This window comes from Mycetocola sp., assembly GCF_025464835.1.
In the GTDB taxonomy this organism is placed as follows: domain Bacteria; phylum Actinomycetota; class Actinomycetes; order Actinomycetales; family Microbacteriaceae; genus Mycetocola_A.
In genome coordinates this window covers 1-16,843 of record NZ_JAODMP010000095.1, presented here as the reverse complement: position 1 = coordinate 16,843, position 16,843 = coordinate 1, and the positions used below count along the sequence as shown (strand labels likewise).

The window sequence follows — 16,843 nt, the reverse complement described above, 5'->3', positions numbered from 1 at the left end:
GCGGCGCCCCAACTCTCGGTAGTCTGGGCTCATGGCAGAACGCACGCCCTGGTCACTCTCCGGCGCCCTCAGAGGTATGTTTCAGAAGCCCACCATCGATGAGACGACGTGGGACGACCTCGAACACGCCCTGTTGAGCGCCGACTTCGGCCCGGACGTCACCGAAGCGACACTCGCCGACCTCCACGCGAAAGTCGATCGATACCGCACCACGGACCCTCGCGACCTCCAGCGGATGCTCCGCGAATCGATCGAGGAACGGCTCTCGAAATACGACACGACGCTCAAGCTCTCCGAACGCCCGGCCGTCGTGCTTGTCGTCGGGGTCAACGGCGTCGGCAAGACCACGACGATCGGCAAGTTCTCGAAGTTCCTCGGCACATACGGGCGCAGCGTCGTCGTCGGCGCGGCAGACACTTTCCGTGCCGCCGCCGTCGAGCAACTCGCCACCTGGGCGGAACGCGGGGGAGCGCACATCATCCGGCCGCAGCAGCATGGCCAGGACCCGGCATCCGTGGCATTCCAGACCGTCGACTACGCCAAACGCAACGGCATCGAGATCGTTCTCATCGATACCGCCGGCCGGCTGCAGACCAAGAGCGGACTGATGGACGAGCTCTCGAAGATCCGCCGCGTCATCGAGAAACAGGCGCCGATCTCGGAGGTGCTCCTCGTGCTCGACGCCACCACCGGCCAGAACGGCCTCGCCCAGGCTGAAGCGTTCATCGAGCATGCCGGAGTAACCGGCCTCGTGCTCACGAAGCTCGACGGATCGGCGCGCGGCGGCTTCGTCCTCGCCGTTCAAGAGCGCACGGGCATCCCCATCAAGCTCGTCGGCCAGGGTGAGGGAATCAATGACCTCACCGGTTTCACCCCGCACGTCTTCGCACAGAAACTGGTTGGTTGATGATCGAACACGACTTCTTCGGGGCTATTGAAACCGATGCGAGCGGAGGCCTTTACTGGTCGGAATCCGTCGAAGTCGGCGATCAGGCCGTCGACGTGTCCCTGAGCGCCCCTGGCGGGGTGAGTCTGTCTCCGGATGCCCTCGACAACGCGGCCGGCGTTATCAGCTCGCTTGAGGGACTCGACCTGCGCGCTCGCGAGGCGATGCTCTCCGACGTCGATGACCGCAACTCAGACGTCACCCAGTTCATCGAGCAGACCGTCGAGGAGACGGGCGACAGCCTGGTCGATCTCCTTGTCGATCACTCTGGCGACAACGACGTCGACATCATCCGTTCGCTGCAGCTCGTCCGCGTGGCCGTGTCGCCGCACCAGGCGGGAGAGAGTGCGCCATTCGCGTCGTTCGAGTTCGCATTCGACCCCGACAACTCTGACCTCGCCCTCGTCGTGTATCTGTCGATGCGCGGTGAATCTGTCGGGATCGAACTGCTCAGCTGACCGCTTGCGCGAAGCCGAGGCCGGGATCCGCCAGATGCTCGAGTCCGGCAGGAAGCGAGAGGCCTTTGCGGTGCATCGACTGCGCCCACAGCCTGCCCGCACGATAGGACGAGCGCACGAGTGGTCCGGCGAGCACGCCGAGGAACCCGATCTCCTCGGCCATCTGCTTGAAAGCGACGAACTCCTCCGGTCGCACCCACCGGGCGACGGGCAGGTGTCTCGGCGTCGGCCGCAGGTACTGGGTGATCGTGATGATGTCGGTTCCGGCGTCGTGGAGGTCTTGCAGCGCCTCAGCGACCTCGTCCTCGGTCTCACCCATGCCGAGGATGAGGTTCGACTTGGTGATCAGCTTTGCCGCCCGGGCCTGGGACAGGACCCCCAGAGAGCGATCGTAGGTGAACGCAGGACGGATGCGCTTGAAGATCCTCGGCACAGTTTCGACGTTGTGGGCGAACACCTCAGGTCGTGAGGAGAAGACCTCGCCGAGCAGATCGGGGTTACCCGAGAAATCCGTGGCGAGGATCTCGACGCCCGTCCCCGGATTCTCGGCGTGGATGCGACGCACCGTCTCGGCGTGCAGCCACGCTCCCTCGTCGGGCAGGTCGTCGCGGGCGACACCGGTGACGGTGGCGTACCGCAACTGCATGGCCGCGACGGATTCCGCGACCCTCCGCGGTTCGTCAGTGTCGTAGTCGGCTGGCTTGCCAGTGTCGATCTGGCAGAAGTCGCACCGCCTTGTGCACTGGGAACCGCCGATGAGGAAGGTGGCCTCCCGGTCCTCCCAGCATTCGTAGATGTTGGGGCAGGCAGCCTCCTGGCAGACGGTGTGCAGTCCTTCGTCCTTCACCAGGTTCTGCAGGCGGACGTACTCCGGGCCCATTCTCGCTTTTGTCTTGATCCAATCCGGCTTCTTCTCGATCGGGGTCGCCGCATTACGCACCTCGAGACGAAGTAACTTACGACCGTTGCCGGGGAGCGCCGGGCCGGGAACGCCGGCGCCACAGGCACTCATGCCGCATCCTCGGTCTCAACGGGAATCGCGCCGGCGAGAAAGATCGAGACGAGGCTGTCGAGGACATCCGCCGGTGTGATCTCCCTGCCCGTTTCGAGGCTGAGAGTGGTGACCCCGGCGTCAGTGATGCCGCAGGGCACGATCCGACTGAACGGATCGAGGGAGTTGCTGCAGTTCAGTGCGAATCCGTGCATGGCAACGCCGTCGGCGACCCGAACGCCGACGGCGCCGATCTTGTTGTCGCCGCCCGGGCCGCTCACCCACACCCCGGAACGGCCGTCGATTCGTCTGCCGTCGACGCCGAAGCGTCCGACGACGTCGATCATCACCTGCTCGAGCCGGCGGACGTGTTCGATCACATCGACAGGCTCGGGCAGCCGCACGATCGGGTAGCCGGTGAGCTGGCCCGGCCCGTGCCAGGTGATCTTTCCGCCCCGATCGACGTCGACCACTGGTGTGCCGTCGCTGGGTCGTTCGCTCGCTGAGGTGCGCCGCCCGGCGGTGAAGACGTCGCTGTGCTCGCACAGGATCAACGTGTCGGGCCCTGACCCGTCGACGACCCTTCGGTGGGTTCGTCTCTGGAGCTCCCATCCATCGATGTACGGCAGATACTGTGGCGCCAATCCGGCGACGAGAACTTCGGTCATGGAGGAAGTTTAGTATTAACTGTACTCAGTCCAATAATACATTTGCGCGTGTCGGATGCTCTCGGCGCGACACCGCCCGAACCCTCGGTAAACTGGGAACCAAATGGCTACTTTTGGAAACCTCTCAGACCGGCTCTCCGAGACCTTCAAGAATCTCCGCAAGAAGGGTTCGTTGTCGGCGTCAGACGTCGACGGGACCGTACGCGAGATTCGCCGCGCCCTGCTCGAGGCCGACGTCGCGCTCGACGTGGTCAAGGACTTCACCGGCAAAGTCCGTGAACGCGCCCTCGGTGACGAGGTCAACAAAGCACTCAACCCGGCGCAGCAGGTGGTGCAAATCGTCAACGACGAACTCGTCGCCATCCTCGGCGGGCAGCAGCGCAGGCTCGAGTTCGCGAAGAACCCGCCGACCGTCATCATGCTCGCCGGTCTCCAGGGTGCAGGTAAGACGACCCTCGCAGGCAAGCTCGCGAAGTGGCTGGCCAAAGAAGGCCACACGCCGCTGCTCGTCGCCGCCGACCTTCAGCGCCCCAACGCCGTCACCCAGCTCAGCGTCGTCGCCCAGCAGGCCGGTGTCGCTGTGTATGCCCCTGAGCCGGGAAACGGTGTCGGCGACCCGGTACGTGTGGCGAAGGACTCGATCGTCTACGCCCGCACGAAGCAATACGACACCGTCATCGTCGACACCGCCGGCCGCCTGGGCGTCGACGCCGAGCTGATGAAGCAGGCGTCGAACATCCGCAACGCCGTGAACCCTGATGAGGTCCTCTTCGTCATCGACGCGATGATCGGTCAGGATGCCGTCGCCACGGCGAAGGCGTTCCAGGACGGCGTCGACTTCACCGGTGTCGTGCTCACCAAGCTCGACGGTGACGCCCGCGGTGGCGCGGCGCTGTCCGTGGCATCCGTCACCGGCCGTCCCATCATTTTCGCTTCGACCGGGGAGGGACTCGACGACTTCGAGCCGTTCCACCCCGACCGGATGGCCAGCCGTATCCTCGACCTCGGTGACATCCTTACCCTCATCGAGCAGGCCCAGGCCGCTTTCGATGAAGAAGAAGCCATGGCGATGGCCGAGAAGTTCTCGACCGACAGCTTCACCCTCGAAGACTTCCTCAAGCAGATGCAGCAGCTGCGGAACATGGGCTCCATCAAGAAGATGATGGGCATGCTCCCCGGCATGGGGCAGATGAAGCAGCAGCTCGACGCCTTCGACGAGCGTGAGATCGTCCGCACCGAGGCGATCATCCAGTCGATGACCCTCGCCGAGCGACGCAACTCGAAGTTGCTCAACGGTTCGAGGCGCCTGCGCATCGCCCGCGGGTCCGGTTCGACGGTCACCGAGGTGAACGCCCTCGTGAACCGGTTCGAGCAGGCCGCGAAGATGATGAAGACCGTTGCGAAGGGCGGGGTTCCGCAAATTCCGGGCATGGGGCCTATCCCCGGCGGTGGAGGCGGCAACAGTTCGCGCAAGCAGCAGCCGAAGAAGAAGGGTTCGAAGTCGGGCAACCCGGCGAAGCGGGCCACCGAGAACGCGGCGCTGGCGTCAGGCGTCAAGCCTGCGGGTGCCGCGAGCGGCGGCGGGTTCGGACTCGGTGGCGCAGCTGGTGCCGGAGGCACCGCAGCGCCGAGCGAGGAAGAACTCGCCAGCCTGCAGAAGTTCCTCGGTCGCTGATCATCGCCGGCTGACGGATGTCGGGCCGACGCGATTAGAGGTCGAGGACGGCTTTCGATCCGTCGCGCAGTTCCCGGGCAAGCGCCTTCACGACCGCACTGAGGTCGCCGCTGTTCGCCGCCGCGACCCGGAGCTGTCGTGAGTAGCTTGCCCCCTCATCGAGGATTTCCCCGATCGAGGCGAGTTCCTCGGAGCAACCCAGCCGCCCGGCGATCGGGGCAAGCGTGACAAGAAGGTTCCGGATGTCGTCGGTCACCGGGCGTTCGTTGCCTGCGTTGTCGAGGATGACTTTCGCGTCGAGCCCGTAACGAGCCGCTCTCCACTTGTTCTCCCGCACGTACCAGGGCTGCAGCACGAGAAGAGGCTGGCCCTCGTCGATTCGCGTGGACAGGTGCTCCACCAGGCAGTGAATCAACGCGGCGACAGCCGCGAGTTCCCGGTGCGTCGACGCCCCGTCACAGAACCGGACCTCGATGGTTCCCCAGTGTGGCGACGGGCGGATGTCCCAGCGCACCTCCGTGTAATCGTCGATGATGCCGGGCTTCGTCATGTCCGCGACGTAATCCTCGAAAGCCGCCCAGTCGGGCAGCTGGTACGGCAGGCCGGCGGTGGGCAGCTGCTGGAACATGAGCGAACGGTTCGACGCGTATCCCGTGTCGACGCCGCTCCAGTACGGACTCGACGCCGAGAGGGCCTGCAGGTGCGGGATGTAGCTGAGCATTGCGTTGAGGATGGGCATGACCTTGTCGCGGTCCTCGATGCCGACGTGCACGTGCACGCCCCAGATCATCATGTTCCTGCCCCACCACCGCGTCCGCTCGATGAGCTTGTGGTAACGCTCCTTGTTGGCCACCGGCTGGTCGTACCACTGGCCGAACGGATGCGATCCGCTGCCGATGATGTCGATGCCACGTCCGTGTGTGACGCCGCGCAACTCCTGCAACTGGCCGTCGAGGTCGCGGACAGCGCCAGCAACCGTCGTGTGGACGGAGCTCACGAGCTCGACCGTGTTCAGCAGCAGTTCGCCGGTGATGTACGGGTGAGGCGATCCGTCGCTCTGGCAAAGGGCGGTGAGGACTTCGTCGGCCGCGGACACGAGGTCCCCGCTGTCGCGGTCCACGAGGGCGAGCTCCCACTCGATGCCAACCGTTGAACGCTCTGACCTCGCGAAGTCGATGCCCATGATCGTGTTCCCCGCTTCCGCCGGACATCCGCTCGGCACTGTTTCATCCTTCCACGTCGGGCTCAGGCTGATGCAACGTCGTCAGCGCAGAACCGCCCTGTTCGCATCGGCGTGCAGATCGCCCCGCAGCACGCCCCGTACCCAGCCATCCGCGACACCGTCGCCCAGCGCGAAGACCTGGGTGTCGACATCCCCGTCGACTGGGATCACTTCTTTCCGTTGAGCGGCGACCGTAACGGGATGCATTTCGAGTCGTCGACCATGGTCGGTACCTGGGCGGAGCACACCAGAGGCAGCTGACGAGGAACTGCTTGCGCTCAGCACGAGCATGTTCACGCTCGGCCTCAGCGGTCCGCACCGAGACATCGCAGCGGTTCGTCGGTGGCTCGCGTGGAGGCACAGCGTCTCGTCGTGAAATCCGTACCGGGAGCTGGTCACACGGGCTCTGATTATCTGACAGAATGGTTAGTCGAGTCTGCACTTGCCCGACCCTCTAATCAGGCGCTGCAGCAATAAGAGCTTTCGGACCGAGTGTGCCCCCACGCAGCCGGTGACGAGCACAATCACACAACAAATAACTTTCAGGAGAATTGTGTCTGTCAAGATTCGTTTGAAGCGCCTGGGCAAGATCCGCGCACCGTACTACCGCATCGTCGTCGCCGACTCACGCACCAAGCGTGACGGCCGCGTCATCGAGGAAATCGGCCAGTACCACCCGACCGAGGAGCCCTCGTTCATCGAGGTCAAGTCGGAGCGTGCACAGTACTGGCTGTCCGTCGGCGCCCAGCCGACCCCGCAGGTCGAAGCCATCCTCAAGCTCACGGGCGACTGGGGCAAGTTCAAGGGTGACAAGGACGCCGTCTCCACCGTCAGGTCGAAGGAGCCCAAGGTTCCTTTCGTTGCAGACGAGAAGAAGAAGCCCGTCCTCAAGCCGAAGGCCGAAAAGCCCGCGGTGAAGGAAGAAGCTCCGGCTGAGACCGAGGCGGCTCCGGCCGTTGAAGAAGACAAGGCGTAACAATTGCTCGCACCTGCTCTCGAACACCTCGTCAAGGGGATTGTTGACAATCCGGACGACGTGACCGTCGTAGCGCAGAGCTCACCACGCGGTGAGGTCCTCGAGGTTCGCGTGAACCCCGAGGACCTCGGCCGTGTGATCGGCCGCTCGGGCCGCACGGCAAAGGCACTCCGCACACTCGTCTCCGCCCTCGCCGATGGTCGCCGCGTTCGCGTCGACGTCGTCGACACCGATTCCTGAAGTGAGTACCGCCGAAACGCCGAAGACCCAGCTCCGGGTCGGACGGCTCACCAAAGCCCACGGGCTCAAGGGAGCCATCAAACTCGAGCTTTTCACCGACGACCCGGCACGTCGGTTCGTGCCAGGGGCCGTTTTCACGCTCCAGGTCCCGACCGGATCGCCCTGGCACGGGAAAACCCTCACCCTGACCGAGTTGCGCTGGTACAACGGCCACCCGGTGGGATTCTTCGCTGGCGTGTCCGACCGATCGCAGGCGGAAACCCTCGTGAAAGCGATCCTGTGGATCGAACAGGACTCTTCAGAGGCATCCCTTGAAGAGGACGCCTGGTACGACCACCAGCTCGTGGGATTGGCTGTGCACCGCGACGGCGAGAGAGTCGGCACCGTCGCACGTGTCGACCACTTCCCGGCGCAGGACCTGCTCATCGTCGCCACGGCGACCGGTGAAGTGATGGTCCCGTTCGTCAAGGCAATTGTTCCCGCTGTCGACATCCAGAGCGGAATCGTCACCGTGACCCCTCCCGTCGGGCTCTTCGAAGAGCTCCCGGAGGAAGACGAAGAGCCGGATGCCGACGTGTCGGTTCCCGAATCCGCTGACCCGGGCGTCGCCGCCGACGCCGACGCCGACGCCGACGCCGACGAGCCGGATGCGTCGGATTCCGGTGTGAACGAGAAGTCCCCGTCGCCGGAGAGCGACAAGGCCGACTGACCGATCGCCGGCTCCCTTCGTCTCGTAGAGTGGTTGGAACGAGAAAAGAGTCGCCGTGCAGAAGACATCACTCACCGCCCTGGCCCGCACCGAACTCGAGTCGGCGCTGACCGCGTCGAGCGGCCGAAGCTCCCGGACGATCTACGGCGGCCACGAGCACGCGCTTCGGCAGACTCTGATCGCGCTGAAAGCTGGCGAGCGGCTCTCCGAGCATGAGAGTCCAGGCGAAGCAACGATCCAGGTACTCGTCGGCCGGGTCCGGCTGGTCGCCGGGAAGGACAGCTGGGGTGGATGGATCGGGGACCTCCTCACCATCCCCGAAGCGGTCCACAGCCTCGAGGCAGATGAGGACTCCGTCGTGTTGCTCACCGTGGTGAAGTCGGTCTGACGACCACGCGCATCCGCCTAGGATTTCTAGCATGCGCATTGACATCGTCACGATTTTTCCCGAGTTCTTCGATGTGCTGGACATCTCGCTGCTCGGCAAGGCGCGACAGGCCGGGATCATCGAACTGGGCGTGCACAACCTGCGAGACGCCACCTCGGACCGTCACCGGACCGTCGACGACACCCCGTACGGCGGGGGCGCGGGCATGGTGATGAAGCCTGAGCCATGGGGCGACAGCCTCGACGGCATCCTCGACGCCGGCACAGAGCCGGATGCCGGACCCCTGGTCATCTTCCCGTCTCCAGCCGGCGAGGTTTTCAGCCAGGAGATGGCGCGCGAACTCGCCACCGAGCCGCATCTCGTGTTCGGCTGTGGACGGTACGAGGGCATCGACCAGCGGGTGTTCGACCACACCGCGACCCGTGCGCGCGTGCGACTCGTCAGCCTCGGCGACTACGTGCTGAATGGGGGAGAGGTCGCTGTGATGGCGATGGTCGAGGCGATCGGCCGCCTGATTCCCGGTGTCGTCGGCAACCCGCACTCTCTCGTGGAGGAATCGCACGAGGACGGGCTGCTTGAGGCGCCGAGCTACACCAAACCGTCGTCATGGCGCGGCCTCGACGTTCCGCCGATCCTGCTCAGCGGAAACCATGGCGCCATCGCGGCGTGGCGCCATGAGCAGCAACTGGAACGAACCCGGCGCGTGCGCCCCGATCTTCTCGAGCAGGCGGGCCAGAAGCGGGAATCTCCCAGCACCCGGTCGTAGGCTGGGGCCATGATTCTTCGTCGGGCGTTTCGCACCTGGATGTTCATCGCGGCGGTCGCGCTGCCGATCTGGCCGCTTGTCGGCTGGGGCATCTTCGGTGGCGGCGGGTGGGAGTTCCTCGTCCTCATGATCGTCATGCCGGTCCTCTTCGTCACGATGCTCATCGTGGCCGGGCTGATCTGGGCGCGACCGGCGGTGCGCCGTGCGAAAGCGGTTTCCTGGCTCGACGTCGGTGTGCTCAGCCTCTGGCAGGCCTGTGTGATCGGCTTCGGGCTCTTCGGTCCGTCCTCCAACCTCTTCGCCGTCGTCGGCGTGCTCGCAGGCATTGCCGCGATCTGGGTCGTCTCCTGGGAGTTCTTCACGGATGCGAAGAAGCGTGCGAAGCAGACCATGGCTGAGTTCGAGCGGATCGCCACCCGGCCGCGCATGCGACCGAATGCTCCGCTCGCCCGGGACGGCGAAGAGCTGATCGTGATCAAGGAAGCACAGATTCCGCCGAAGGACTGAACGGGCGCTTTTGCGTGCGGCCTGCCGTTCATGGCAGAATAGACGATTGTGCCGCGGCCAGACTCTGCCACAGGGGAGCCAGCGCCACTGCCTCGATTTCTCGGGGCGACGGACACACCCCATCATCCCTGAATTCGTAGTCGACCTGTGGCGGTTACAGAGAGCGAACTATCATGCACATCCTCGACAGTGTCGATGCAGCATCCCTCAAGTCCGACATCCCCGCATTCCGTGCCGGCGACACCGTCAAGGTGCACGTCAACATCATTGAGGGCAACCGTTCTCGTGTCCAGATCTTCCAGGGCGTCGTCATCGGCCGCCAGGGCGAGGGTGTCCGCGAGACGTTCGCCGTCCGCAAGGTCAGCTTCGGTGTGGGTGTGGAGCGTAAGTTCCCGGTTCACTCCCCGGTGATCGAGCAGATCGAGGTCATCACCCGCGGTGATGTCCGTCGCGCCAAGCTGTACTTCCTCCGCGAACTGCGCGGCAAGAAGGCCAAGATCAAGGAAAAGCGCGACAACTAAGTCCCGCAGATCCGTTCGAAGTGAACAGACCCCGAGCTCCCCACCGATAAACTGGTGGGGAGCTCGGGCGGTTAAATGACAGAAACAACAATGCCGGCGGACGACGTATCCGCTGACACCCAAGGGCGTTCCCGGCAAAAAGGGGCGCTGCTTTTCCTACGCGACATTCTGGTCATCTTCGTGGTGGCGCTTCTCGTGTCGTTCCTCGTCAAGACTTTCCTCGTCCGGTCGTTCTACATCCCCTCCGCGTCGATGGAAGAGACCCTGCAGGTCGACGACCGGATCCTCGTGAACGAGCTCGTCCCTGACCTGGTCGAGCTCGAGCGCGGCGATGTCATCGTGTTCCGGGACCCGGGCGGCTGGTTGCCGCTGAGCCCCGAACCCGACGCTCCTCCGCTCACCGTTGCTGCCGACTGGGTACTCTCGCTCGTCGGACTGTCTGCCTCCGACAGCGATGACCACCTCATCAAGCGGCTGATCGGGCTGCCAGGCGACCATGTGGTGTGCTGTAACGCTCTTGGCCAGATGAGTGTCAACGATGTGCCGCTTGCCGAGCCGTACGTCACACTCCAACCCGGCACGACGGACGTCTCCAAGGATCCGTTCGACGTCGTCGTCCCGGAGAACTCGCTGTGGGTGATGGGGGACAACCGCTACAACTCCCGCGACTCCAGGTACAACCGCGAACAGCCCGGTAACGGCTTCGTCCCCGTCGACAACGTCGTCGGCCGCGCCTTCGTCATCAGCTGGCCGACGGTGCACTGGGGCTGGCTCGAGAACTTCCCTGAGGTTTTCGCTGGGGTGCCCGATGCGGAGCCGGTGAAATGATGGCCGTGTCTGATCCCACCGACGCGGTCGAACGCGAGTTCTTCGGTGCCGGAGCCCGTTACGTGATCGGATGCGACGAGGTCGGCCGTGGAGCACTCGCCGGCCCGGTCGCCGTCGGCATGGCGGTTCTCGCTCCGGATTGCGGGCCGCACCCTGACGGTCTGCGGGACTCCAAGCTGCTCAGCGAAAAGCGCCGGGTCGATCTCGCACCGCTCGTCAGTGAGTGGGTCCTCTCCTCGGCGGTCGGGCTCGCCGACGCGCGCGAGGTCGATGAACTGGGCATCATTCACTGCCTCGGGCTCGCCGGTAAGCGCGCCCTGCGGCTGCTCCATCAGCAGGGCGTTGACATCGCCGCCAGTGTGATCCTGCTTGACGGCAACTCGGACTATCTCAATCCGTTCCTGGCCAGTCCGCTCGATGTGCGGACGCGGGTCAAAGCGGACCGGGATTGTGTGTCAGTTGCGGCGGCATCCGTTCTCGCCAAAGTACACCGCGACAACATGATGATCGCCTCTGACATGGTGTCGCCCGGTTACGGCTGGAGCGGTAACAAAGGCTACGGCAGCGAAGTCCACATGCAAGCCATCAGGTCGCTCGGCGTGACCTCCCTGCACAGGAAAAGCTGGCTCGGCGCCTACGCGTAGGATGGATGCACCATGGAAGAAGACGAGTTCGAGGACTACGACCGCGAGGTCGAGCTTGCCCTGTATCGGGAGTACCGCGACGTCGTGTCGCAGTTCAAGTATGTGATCGAAACGGAGCGACGGTTCTACCTCGCCAACGGAGTCGACCTGGTCCGTCGCGACACGGAGCACGACTTCTATTTCGAGATCACGATGAACGATGTCTGGGTCTGGGACGTCTACCGGTCCGACCGCTTCGTGAAGTCCGTACGCGTGCTGACATTCAAGGACGTCAACATCGAAGAGCTCTCCACCCGCGACTTCGAACTCCCGAAGGAACTCGCGCTCGACGAGTAGCTCCCGCGCGTTTCCCCGCGCTCCAGGTTTTCGTTGATGGCACCCGGGATTCTCGCCTGTAAAAGCGCCCTGTAAGAGCGGATCGCTTGGGATCCGGGAGTCAACGTGAGATTATCTCACAAGCGCAATGAAGCTTGTCGGCCGGACGGCTACCCTGCGTGTGCCCGCAACGCTACCCTGGCGATCACGCACACCTTGCCTGATCGCGTCCGGCCCGTCCCCGGTGAGGAGGATGCATGTCGGCAGTACGTCATGTCGCCGCGAAGCGCAGGGTCAGATTCGCCGTAGCCGCCGCAGCCCTGGCTGCCGTCGGTGCCGTCGGTGGGTTGGCGCTGACCGGGATCACCACCCGGCCGTCGACTGTCTCGGTGGTCAATGGGGACTTCTCTGCGGGAACGACGGGTTGGCAGACCGGGAAGAACGCTCGCCTCGCAGCGACCCCGGACGGCCGGAACAACAGTGAAGGCGTTCGAATGACCAACGATTCCGGCGCAGCAACCACCGTGACGCTCAACGACAGCGTCAACTCGGGTTCCGCCCTGGTAGCGGGGCACACTTATGAGGCCACGGCCTGGGTCCAGGTCGAAGGAGCCGGCCAGGGAGTTCTCCTGCGACTGCTCGAAGAGGACGCTTCCTTCCACGTGATCGACAGCGAGCAGTCGTTCCAATGGCGAGCAGACACCGCCTGGACGCCAATCACCACCCGTTACACGGCCACCAGGACTGGCACCACCCTGGACGTTCATGTCAGCTCCCGCCTGGCTCCGGGAGAAGGGGTCGTCGTTGACGATGTGACCCTGGTCGACACCTCCTCGGTAGCATCGGGCCGGGCTCCCGCAGCGGATTCGACTCCGGCACCTGGCCGGTCTCCGGCACGGACGCCTGCTCCAGAACCGGGCCCGGAAGCCGATGGTTGGCATCTGGCCTGGGCGGACGAGTTCAACGGAACATCGATCGACCGGAACGCGTGGAACGTAGAAAACAACTCGACGTACGGCGATGGGAACGAGGAACTGTCCTGCTTGATGGATCGTCCGGAGAACGTCAAAGTCTCCGAGGGCGTGCTGAGCATCATGGCAAGGGAGGAAGCCACTCCATACCCGTGCTCGGACAACGACAGGCGTTTCCCGGACGGTCGTTCCTACACCTCTGGCATGCTCACCACCAAGAACAAGGTGGACTTCGAATACGGCCGCTTCGAGATCAGGGCCAGGACGCCGCTCACGCAAGGCACCTCCAAGGGGCTCTGGCCGGCATTCTGGCTGCGCCCCTCGAGCGGAAGTAACGGTGAAATCGACATCCTCGAAGCCGTCGGAACAGGCAAAGACGATCCCTTCAAGGCCAATCGCATCAAGCAGACCATTCACTACGACTATGCGGGAACGCGTCCGAAGCAGAGCACCGGTTATGACCTGCCTTCCGGTACCACCGCAGGCGGATTCCACAGCTACGCGGTCGAGTGGGAGCCCGGCTCCATCACGTGGTTCGTTGACGGCGTGAAGACGTACGAGCGCAACTCGTCCACCACCTCGTGGCTCGACGAAACCTTCGTCGACAAGTTCTACATGCGTCTCAACCTCGCTGTCGGTGGCAGTTGGCCCGGGTCACCGACTGAAGACACCGTTTTCCCTGCGGCGTTCCACGTCGACTACGTGCGGGTGTACCAGCGAGAACTCGAATCAGTTCATCACCCCACGTCTGATTGAATCCGGGGCTGACTCCGCGGGCGTGGTGCCCGATGAACTGTGCTCGACGAGGAACGAGACGCGTCACTCTTGGTGCAGGGCGTAGCCGACGGCTTCGTCAGCTGAGAGGGCGTCGCCATCCTTTCGGACCTTCTCGAGAGCCTCCCGGTCTTCCCCGGCGAGAAGCGGAGCCAGGTACCGCTCGTGGAACGAGAACCGGTTGGCGCCGTAGAGGCCCGTCTGCTTCCGCAGTTCGTCCGCAGCGTGGAGCAGCCGTCCTGCACGCTTCAACTGGCGCCCGGCCGCTGCGATCGCTGTGAGACCTTCCAGCCCGTAGACGACGCCTTCGGCGTGCCCGATGTGAGCGGCCGTCGCCAGGCTCTCCTCGAAAAGCTGGCGTGAGTCGACGGTTTTCCCGTTGACGAACTGGGCCCATCCCAGGTGCTGGAGCGCGACCGTGGTTCCGAGGTCGTCGTGCCCTTTCCGGGTGAGCGTGAGGCTCTGCTCGAAGTGTTCGATCGCATCCGGGACGGCGTTCTGGATGAGCGCAAGCCGCCCCAGCGTGACGAGCGCCATCGCCTCGCCCCACCGGTACCCGGCGTTCCGCAGCAGCTGCACGCTTCGGGATAGAAACTGTTCGGCCCGATCGGTGTCAGGGCGCCGGTCGGCCACCAGAGCCAGGGCAAGAAAGATGAGGGCGAATCCCTCGCCGACCCGATCATCGATGCGATGGAAGAGTTCGACGCTTTCAGTGAGCCCGGGAATCACTCGGTCGTTGGCTTCGTGCCAGAGCGTGATCGACCGGGTGAAGTACAGCGCGATCGCCCTGGTGCGTTCGGGCAGCGGTTCCCGGGATGCGAGCACCTCGTCCATCCACGCGCGAACTTCGCCGAGCAGCCCGCCCACCCACCAGTAGATGAGGAGACACCACGTGAATCGGGCGAGGGTAACCATGTCGTTCGAATCGAGGAAGTAGCGTGCGGTCGCCCGCAGATTGTCGCGGTCGTCGTTGAGCAGCGCGATGACATCGTGCTGTCCCGAGCCTTCGAGATCGTCCTCCATGGACTCGGCCAGACCGAGGAAGTAACGGGCGTGGGCGGCCCTGGCGGCGTCGAGCTCGCCTGAGGCCTCCAGCTGTTCGAGCGCATACTCCCTCACGGTAGCCAGCATCGAATAGTAGGGGCGGTCGCCGCGGTCAAGTTCACGCACGAGACTGGTGTCGACGAGAACGCTCAGTGCCGTCATTGTGTCTGCGCCGGCATCCGATCCGTCACCCGCCACCGACTCCACGGCGTCGAGGGAGAATCCACCGGCGAAGACTCCCAACCGTGCCAGCAGCCGTTTCTCATCGGCGCCGAGAAGTTGCGTGCTCCACTCGATAGTGCTGCGCAGCGCCTGCTGGCGGAGCGGCAGATCCCGCGCGCCTCCCGAGAGGAGCGACAGGCGCCGGTCGAGTCTGGCAAGGATCGCGGCGGGGGGAAGCATCCGGATTCTCGCCGCAGCGAGTTCGAGGGCAAGAGGAACTCCATCGAGCGCGATGCAGATCGCGGCGATGGCGTCGACGTTCTCGGGCGTCACCCCGAAATCCGGTTTGACCGCGCGGGCCCGTTCGACGAAGAGGGCCACCGATGGTGACTGCATCGCCGTCATCGTCTCGAGGTTGCGCGCCGTGTCTGGCAGGGCAAGCGAGCCGACCTCCACGGCGTGTTCACCGGTCACCCGCAGCAGTGAGCGACTGGTGACGAGGAATTTCACCCCAGGTGCGACAGCCAGGAGCGAGATCAGCGTCGGGGCGGCGGCGAGAACCTGCTCGAAATTGTCGATCACAATGAGCATGCGGCGCTGGCGGAGCGCCGTCTTCAGCTTGACGAGTAGGGGCTCATCACCGGTGTCGAGCACCCCGAGTGCTTCCGCGATCGCGTTGGGCACGAGCGCGGCATCGTGCACGGACGACAGATCGACGAAGGTGATCTCCAGGTCGGGACCCGCTGCTCCTCCTGCCCGGTTCGCCACTTCGACGGCGAGCCGGGTCTTGCCGATCCCACCGGACCCGATCAGGCTGACGAGGCGGACCGAGTCTCTCTTCAACAGGGTGTCGACCGCGTCGAGCTCTGTATCCCGGCCGATGAGTTCCGTCAGCGCCGCTGGCAGAGCAGTCGTGCGCTCGGGAAGGATGACGGGTGTCGTGGTGGTGTCGATGGGCGCTGTCCGGCTCTGGTCGAACCGTTCAGCGAGGAGGGTGGCAAGGTCGGCCTCCAGCAGCTTTCGCAACTCCTGCGGCGTCGTGAACGTCTTGAACGCCGCCTTGTCGTCGTCTCGCACCCGGTTGAGCAGTTCGACGAGCCGGTCCTCCCGCTGCAGTGCCGGCTCGCGGATGTAGATGAGTTTCGGTAGGTCTGATGCCAGGTTGTACTCGTCTTCGAGGCCGGAGACCGTCTCGCCAGGGGCCACCCAGCCGTACCGTTCCGCGTAGAGGCCCACGAAGACGTCACTTTGTGCCAGGTACGACCGGTAGAGGTCTCGCGGCGGATGCGGGCGGGCGCCGAGCTCGAACATGACGGGCGCGAGGTGGAGACGTTCGATCGCGAGGCGCGCGAACTTTCTCTCGAGGGCGAGCTCCTTCAGGGTGGAGCTGACGAAGACTCGCAACCTGTGGTCGGGTGTTCGGATCGCACCCGTGGTGTGCGTCATGGAGCAAAGTCTGCCGAATCGAAGGCCTGCGGTCTAGGCCTCAGCTCTGCACCGCTCAGTTTTCCGACGGCGTTCACGGGCCGGGTGAACCTGTGAAATACCCCGAACGGGGTGTCGATTTGAGGTCGGATGGCCGGCGTGAAACCATCGCACGGGCGAAAAGCCCCCCTGCGGCGCGCACGACAGATCACCACCAGCTTCACAGCAACCAGGACAGGTACGTCGCTGGACGTGAACGTCGACGGCGCCAGCCTTGCGCCCCGCAGCTCGATCGTCATCGACGATGTGGCCCTGACCGAAACCTCCGCTGCGGCATCCGCGGTCGCCCCTGCGGCACAACCGGCCTCCGCAGTCGCCCCAGCGCCAGCCGGAGCGCCTGCCGGCTGGAACCTGGCCCGGTCGGACGAGTTCAACGGAACAGTGATCAACCGTGACGCCTGGAATGTCGACGACAGGTCCACCTACGGCGACGGAAACAAAGAAGTCGCCTGCTTGGTGGATCGTCCGGAGAACGTCAAGGTATCCGGCGGTCTGTTGACCATCACCGCTCGCAAGGAAGCCGCTCCGATCACCTGCAAGGACAACGACCACC

Annotated in this window: 19 protein-coding genes and 1 pseudogene; 16 read left to right on the top strand and 4 right to left on the bottom strand. The window is 64.4% G+C overall.

Annotated features, from left to right (window positions below):
- Positions 1-31 precede the first annotated feature (31 nt).
- Positions 32-907, top strand: a complete 876-nt coding sequence (ftsY, locus tag JWP90_RS11675) for a signal recognition particle-docking protein FtsY (RefSeq protein ID WP_297364244.1) — start codon at positions 32-34, stop codon at positions 905-907.
- Complete coding sequence (locus tag JWP90_RS11670) at positions 907-1,404, top strand: DUF2004 domain-containing protein (RefSeq protein ID WP_297364241.1); 498 nt, start codon at positions 907-909, stop codon at positions 1,402-1,404. Before ftsY ends, JWP90_RS11670 begins: the two co-directional genes overlap by 1 nt.
- Here JWP90_RS11670 and lipA read toward each other — a convergent pair.
- Together lipA and lipB are read right to left on the bottom strand one after the other, a co-directional pair.
- Positions 1,397-2,416, bottom strand: a complete 1,020-nt coding sequence (gene lipA, locus JWP90_RS11665; RefSeq protein WP_297364238.1) for a lipoyl synthase — start codon at positions 2,414-2,416, stop codon at positions 1,397-1,399. The two genes, JWP90_RS11670 and lipA, sit on opposite strands and share 8 nt — an antisense overlap.
- Positions 2,413-3,063 (bottom strand): lipoyl(octanoyl) transferase LipB, encoded by a 651-nt coding sequence (gene lipB, locus JWP90_RS11660; RefSeq protein WP_297364234.1) that lies wholly within the window; start codon positions 3,061-3,063, stop codon positions 2,413-2,415. Before lipB ends, lipA begins: the two co-directional genes overlap by 4 nt.
- Before the next feature lie 103 nt (positions 3,064-3,166).
- Here lipB and ffh point away from each other — a divergent pair, with 103 nt between their 5' ends.
- Complete coding sequence (ffh, locus tag JWP90_RS11655; RefSeq protein ID WP_297364231.1) at positions 3,167-4,738, top strand: signal recognition particle protein; 1,572 nt, start codon at positions 3,167-3,169, stop codon at positions 4,736-4,738.
- A gap of 34 nt (positions 4,739-4,772) precedes the next feature.
- On the opposite strand, the gene JWP90_RS11650 is transcribed toward ffh, so the two are convergent.
- Entirely contained in the window at positions 4,773-5,921 is a 1,149-nt protein-coding gene (locus tag JWP90_RS11650) for a glutamate--cysteine ligase (protein ID WP_297364343.1), read from the bottom strand.
- Positions 5,922-6,032: 111 nt separating this feature from the next.
- Between JWP90_RS11650 and JWP90_RS11645 the strand changes: the two genes are divergently transcribed.
- The 12 genes from JWP90_RS11645 to JWP90_RS11590 all read left to right on the top strand — a co-directional run bounded on the left by JWP90_RS11645 (position 6,033) and on the right by JWP90_RS11590 (position 13,581).
- A complete protein-coding gene (locus JWP90_RS11645; RefSeq protein ID WP_367182719.1) occupies positions 6,033-6,221 on the top strand; it encodes a hypothetical protein in 189 nt (62 codons plus the stop codon).
- A 292-nt stretch (positions 6,222-6,513) separates the two neighbouring features.
- Positions 6,514-6,936, top strand: a complete 423-nt coding sequence (rpsP, locus tag JWP90_RS11640) for a 30S ribosomal protein S16 (protein WP_297364229.1) — start codon at positions 6,514-6,516, stop codon at positions 6,934-6,936.
- 3 nt (positions 6,937-6,939) lie between these two features.
- Positions 6,940-7,176, top strand: a complete 237-nt coding sequence (locus tag JWP90_RS11635; protein ID WP_090709355.1) for an RNA-binding protein — start codon at positions 6,940-6,942, stop codon at positions 7,174-7,176.
- Positions 7,133-7,885: a ribosome maturation factor RimM gene (gene rimM / locus JWP90_RS11630; RefSeq protein ID WP_297364220.1), complete on the top strand. Its 753-nt coding sequence runs from the start codon at positions 7,133-7,135 to the stop codon at positions 7,883-7,885. The genes JWP90_RS11635 and rimM overlap by 44 nt, the downstream gene beginning before the upstream one ends.
- A gap of 55 nt (positions 7,886-7,940) precedes the next feature.
- Complete coding sequence (locus JWP90_RS11625; RefSeq protein WP_297364217.1) at positions 7,941-8,273, top strand: cupin domain-containing protein; 333 nt, start codon at positions 7,941-7,943, stop codon at positions 8,271-8,273.
- Between the two features lie 31 nt (positions 8,274-8,304).
- On the top strand, positions 8,305-9,039 hold the full coding sequence (gene trmD / locus JWP90_RS11620; RefSeq protein WP_297364214.1) for a tRNA (guanosine(37)-N1)-methyltransferase TrmD: 735 nt from the start codon (positions 8,305-8,307) through the stop codon (positions 9,037-9,039).
- Between the two features lie 9 nt (positions 9,040-9,048).
- On the top strand, positions 9,049-9,546 hold the full coding sequence (locus tag JWP90_RS11615) for a hypothetical protein (RefSeq protein WP_297364211.1): 498 nt from the start codon (positions 9,049-9,051) through the stop codon (positions 9,544-9,546).
- A gap of 173 nt (positions 9,547-9,719) precedes the next feature.
- Positions 9,720-10,067, top strand: a complete 348-nt coding sequence (rplS, locus tag JWP90_RS11610) for a 50S ribosomal protein L19 (protein WP_297364208.1) — start codon at positions 9,720-9,722, stop codon at positions 10,065-10,067.
- A gap of 75 nt (positions 10,068-10,142) precedes the next feature.
- Positions 10,143-10,895, top strand: coding sequence for a signal peptidase I (lepB, locus tag JWP90_RS11605; RefSeq protein ID WP_297364206.1), 753 nt, complete (start codon positions 10,143-10,145; stop codon positions 10,893-10,895).
- On the top strand, positions 10,895-11,539 hold the full coding sequence (locus JWP90_RS11600; RefSeq protein WP_297364341.1) for a ribonuclease HII: 645 nt from the start codon (positions 10,895-10,897) through the stop codon (positions 11,537-11,539). Before lepB ends, JWP90_RS11600 begins: the two co-directional genes overlap by 1 nt.
- 12 nt (positions 11,540-11,551) lie before the next feature.
- The gene (locus tag JWP90_RS11595; protein WP_090709364.1) at positions 11,552-11,875 is read left to right on the top strand and encodes a DUF2469 domain-containing protein; all 324 of its coding nucleotides are present in this window, start codon (positions 11,552-11,554) and stop codon (positions 11,873-11,875) included.
- A gap of 236 nt (positions 11,876-12,111) precedes the next feature.
- Complete coding sequence (locus tag JWP90_RS11590; protein ID WP_297364199.1) at positions 12,112-13,581, top strand: family 16 glycosylhydrolase; 1,470 nt, start codon at positions 12,112-12,114, stop codon at positions 13,579-13,581.
- A 63-nt stretch (positions 13,582-13,644) separates the two neighbouring features.
- On the opposite strand, the gene JWP90_RS11585 is transcribed toward JWP90_RS11590, so the two are convergent.
- A complete protein-coding gene (locus JWP90_RS11585) occupies positions 13,645-16,251 on the bottom strand; it encodes a DUF4062 domain-containing protein (RefSeq protein ID WP_297364196.1) in 2,607 nt (868 codons plus the stop codon).
- Positions 16,252-16,389: 138 nt separating this feature from the next.
- Here JWP90_RS11585 and JWP90_RS11580 point away from each other — a divergent pair.
- Positions 16,390-16,843: pseudogene (locus JWP90_RS11580) on the top strand (hypothetical protein); the annotation flags it as partial.

Coding starts and splice junctions, on each gene's coding strand:
- ftsY (WP_297364244.1), top strand. CDS start 32: ATGGCAGAACGCACGCCCTGGTCACTCTCCGGCGCCCTCAGAGGTATG.
- JWP90_RS11670 (WP_297364241.1), top strand. CDS start 907: ATGATCGAACACGACTTCTTCGGGGCTATTGAAACCGATGCGAGCGGA.
- lipA (WP_297364238.1), bottom strand. CDS start 2,416: ATGAGTGCCTGTGGCGCCGGCGTTCCCGGCCCGGCGCTCCCCGGCAAC.
- lipB (WP_297364234.1), bottom strand. CDS start 3,063: ATGACCGAAGTTCTCGTCGCCGGATTGGCGCCACAGTATCTGCCGTAC.
- ffh (WP_297364231.1), top strand. CDS start 3,167: ATGGCTACTTTTGGAAACCTCTCAGACCGGCTCTCCGAGACCTTCAAG.
- JWP90_RS11650 (WP_297364343.1), bottom strand. CDS start 5,921: ATGGGCATCGACTTCGCGAGGTCAGAGCGTTCAACGGTTGGCATCGAG.
- rimM (WP_297364220.1), top strand. CDS start 7,133: ATGGTCGCCGCGTTCGCGTCGACGTCGTCGACACCGATTCCTGAAGTG.
- trmD (WP_297364214.1), top strand. CDS start 8,305: ATGCGCATTGACATCGTCACGATTTTTCCCGAGTTCTTCGATGTGCTG.
- JWP90_RS11615 (WP_297364211.1), top strand. CDS start 9,049: ATGATTCTTCGTCGGGCGTTTCGCACCTGGATGTTCATCGCGGCGGTC.
- rplS (WP_297364208.1), top strand. CDS start 9,720: ATGCACATCCTCGACAGTGTCGATGCAGCATCCCTCAAGTCCGACATC.
- lepB (WP_297364206.1), top strand. CDS start 10,143: ATGACAGAAACAACAATGCCGGCGGACGACGTATCCGCTGACACCCAA.
- JWP90_RS11600 (WP_297364341.1), top strand. CDS start 10,895: ATGGCCGTGTCTGATCCCACCGACGCGGTCGAACGCGAGTTCTTCGGT.
- JWP90_RS11595 (WP_090709364.1), top strand. CDS start 11,552: ATGGAAGAAGACGAGTTCGAGGACTACGACCGCGAGGTCGAGCTTGCC.
- JWP90_RS11590 (WP_297364199.1), top strand. CDS start 12,112: ATGTCGGCAGTACGTCATGTCGCCGCGAAGCGCAGGGTCAGATTCGCC.
- JWP90_RS11585 (WP_297364196.1), bottom strand. CDS start 16,251: ATGACGCACACCACGGGTGCGATCCGAACACCCGACCACAGGTTGCGA.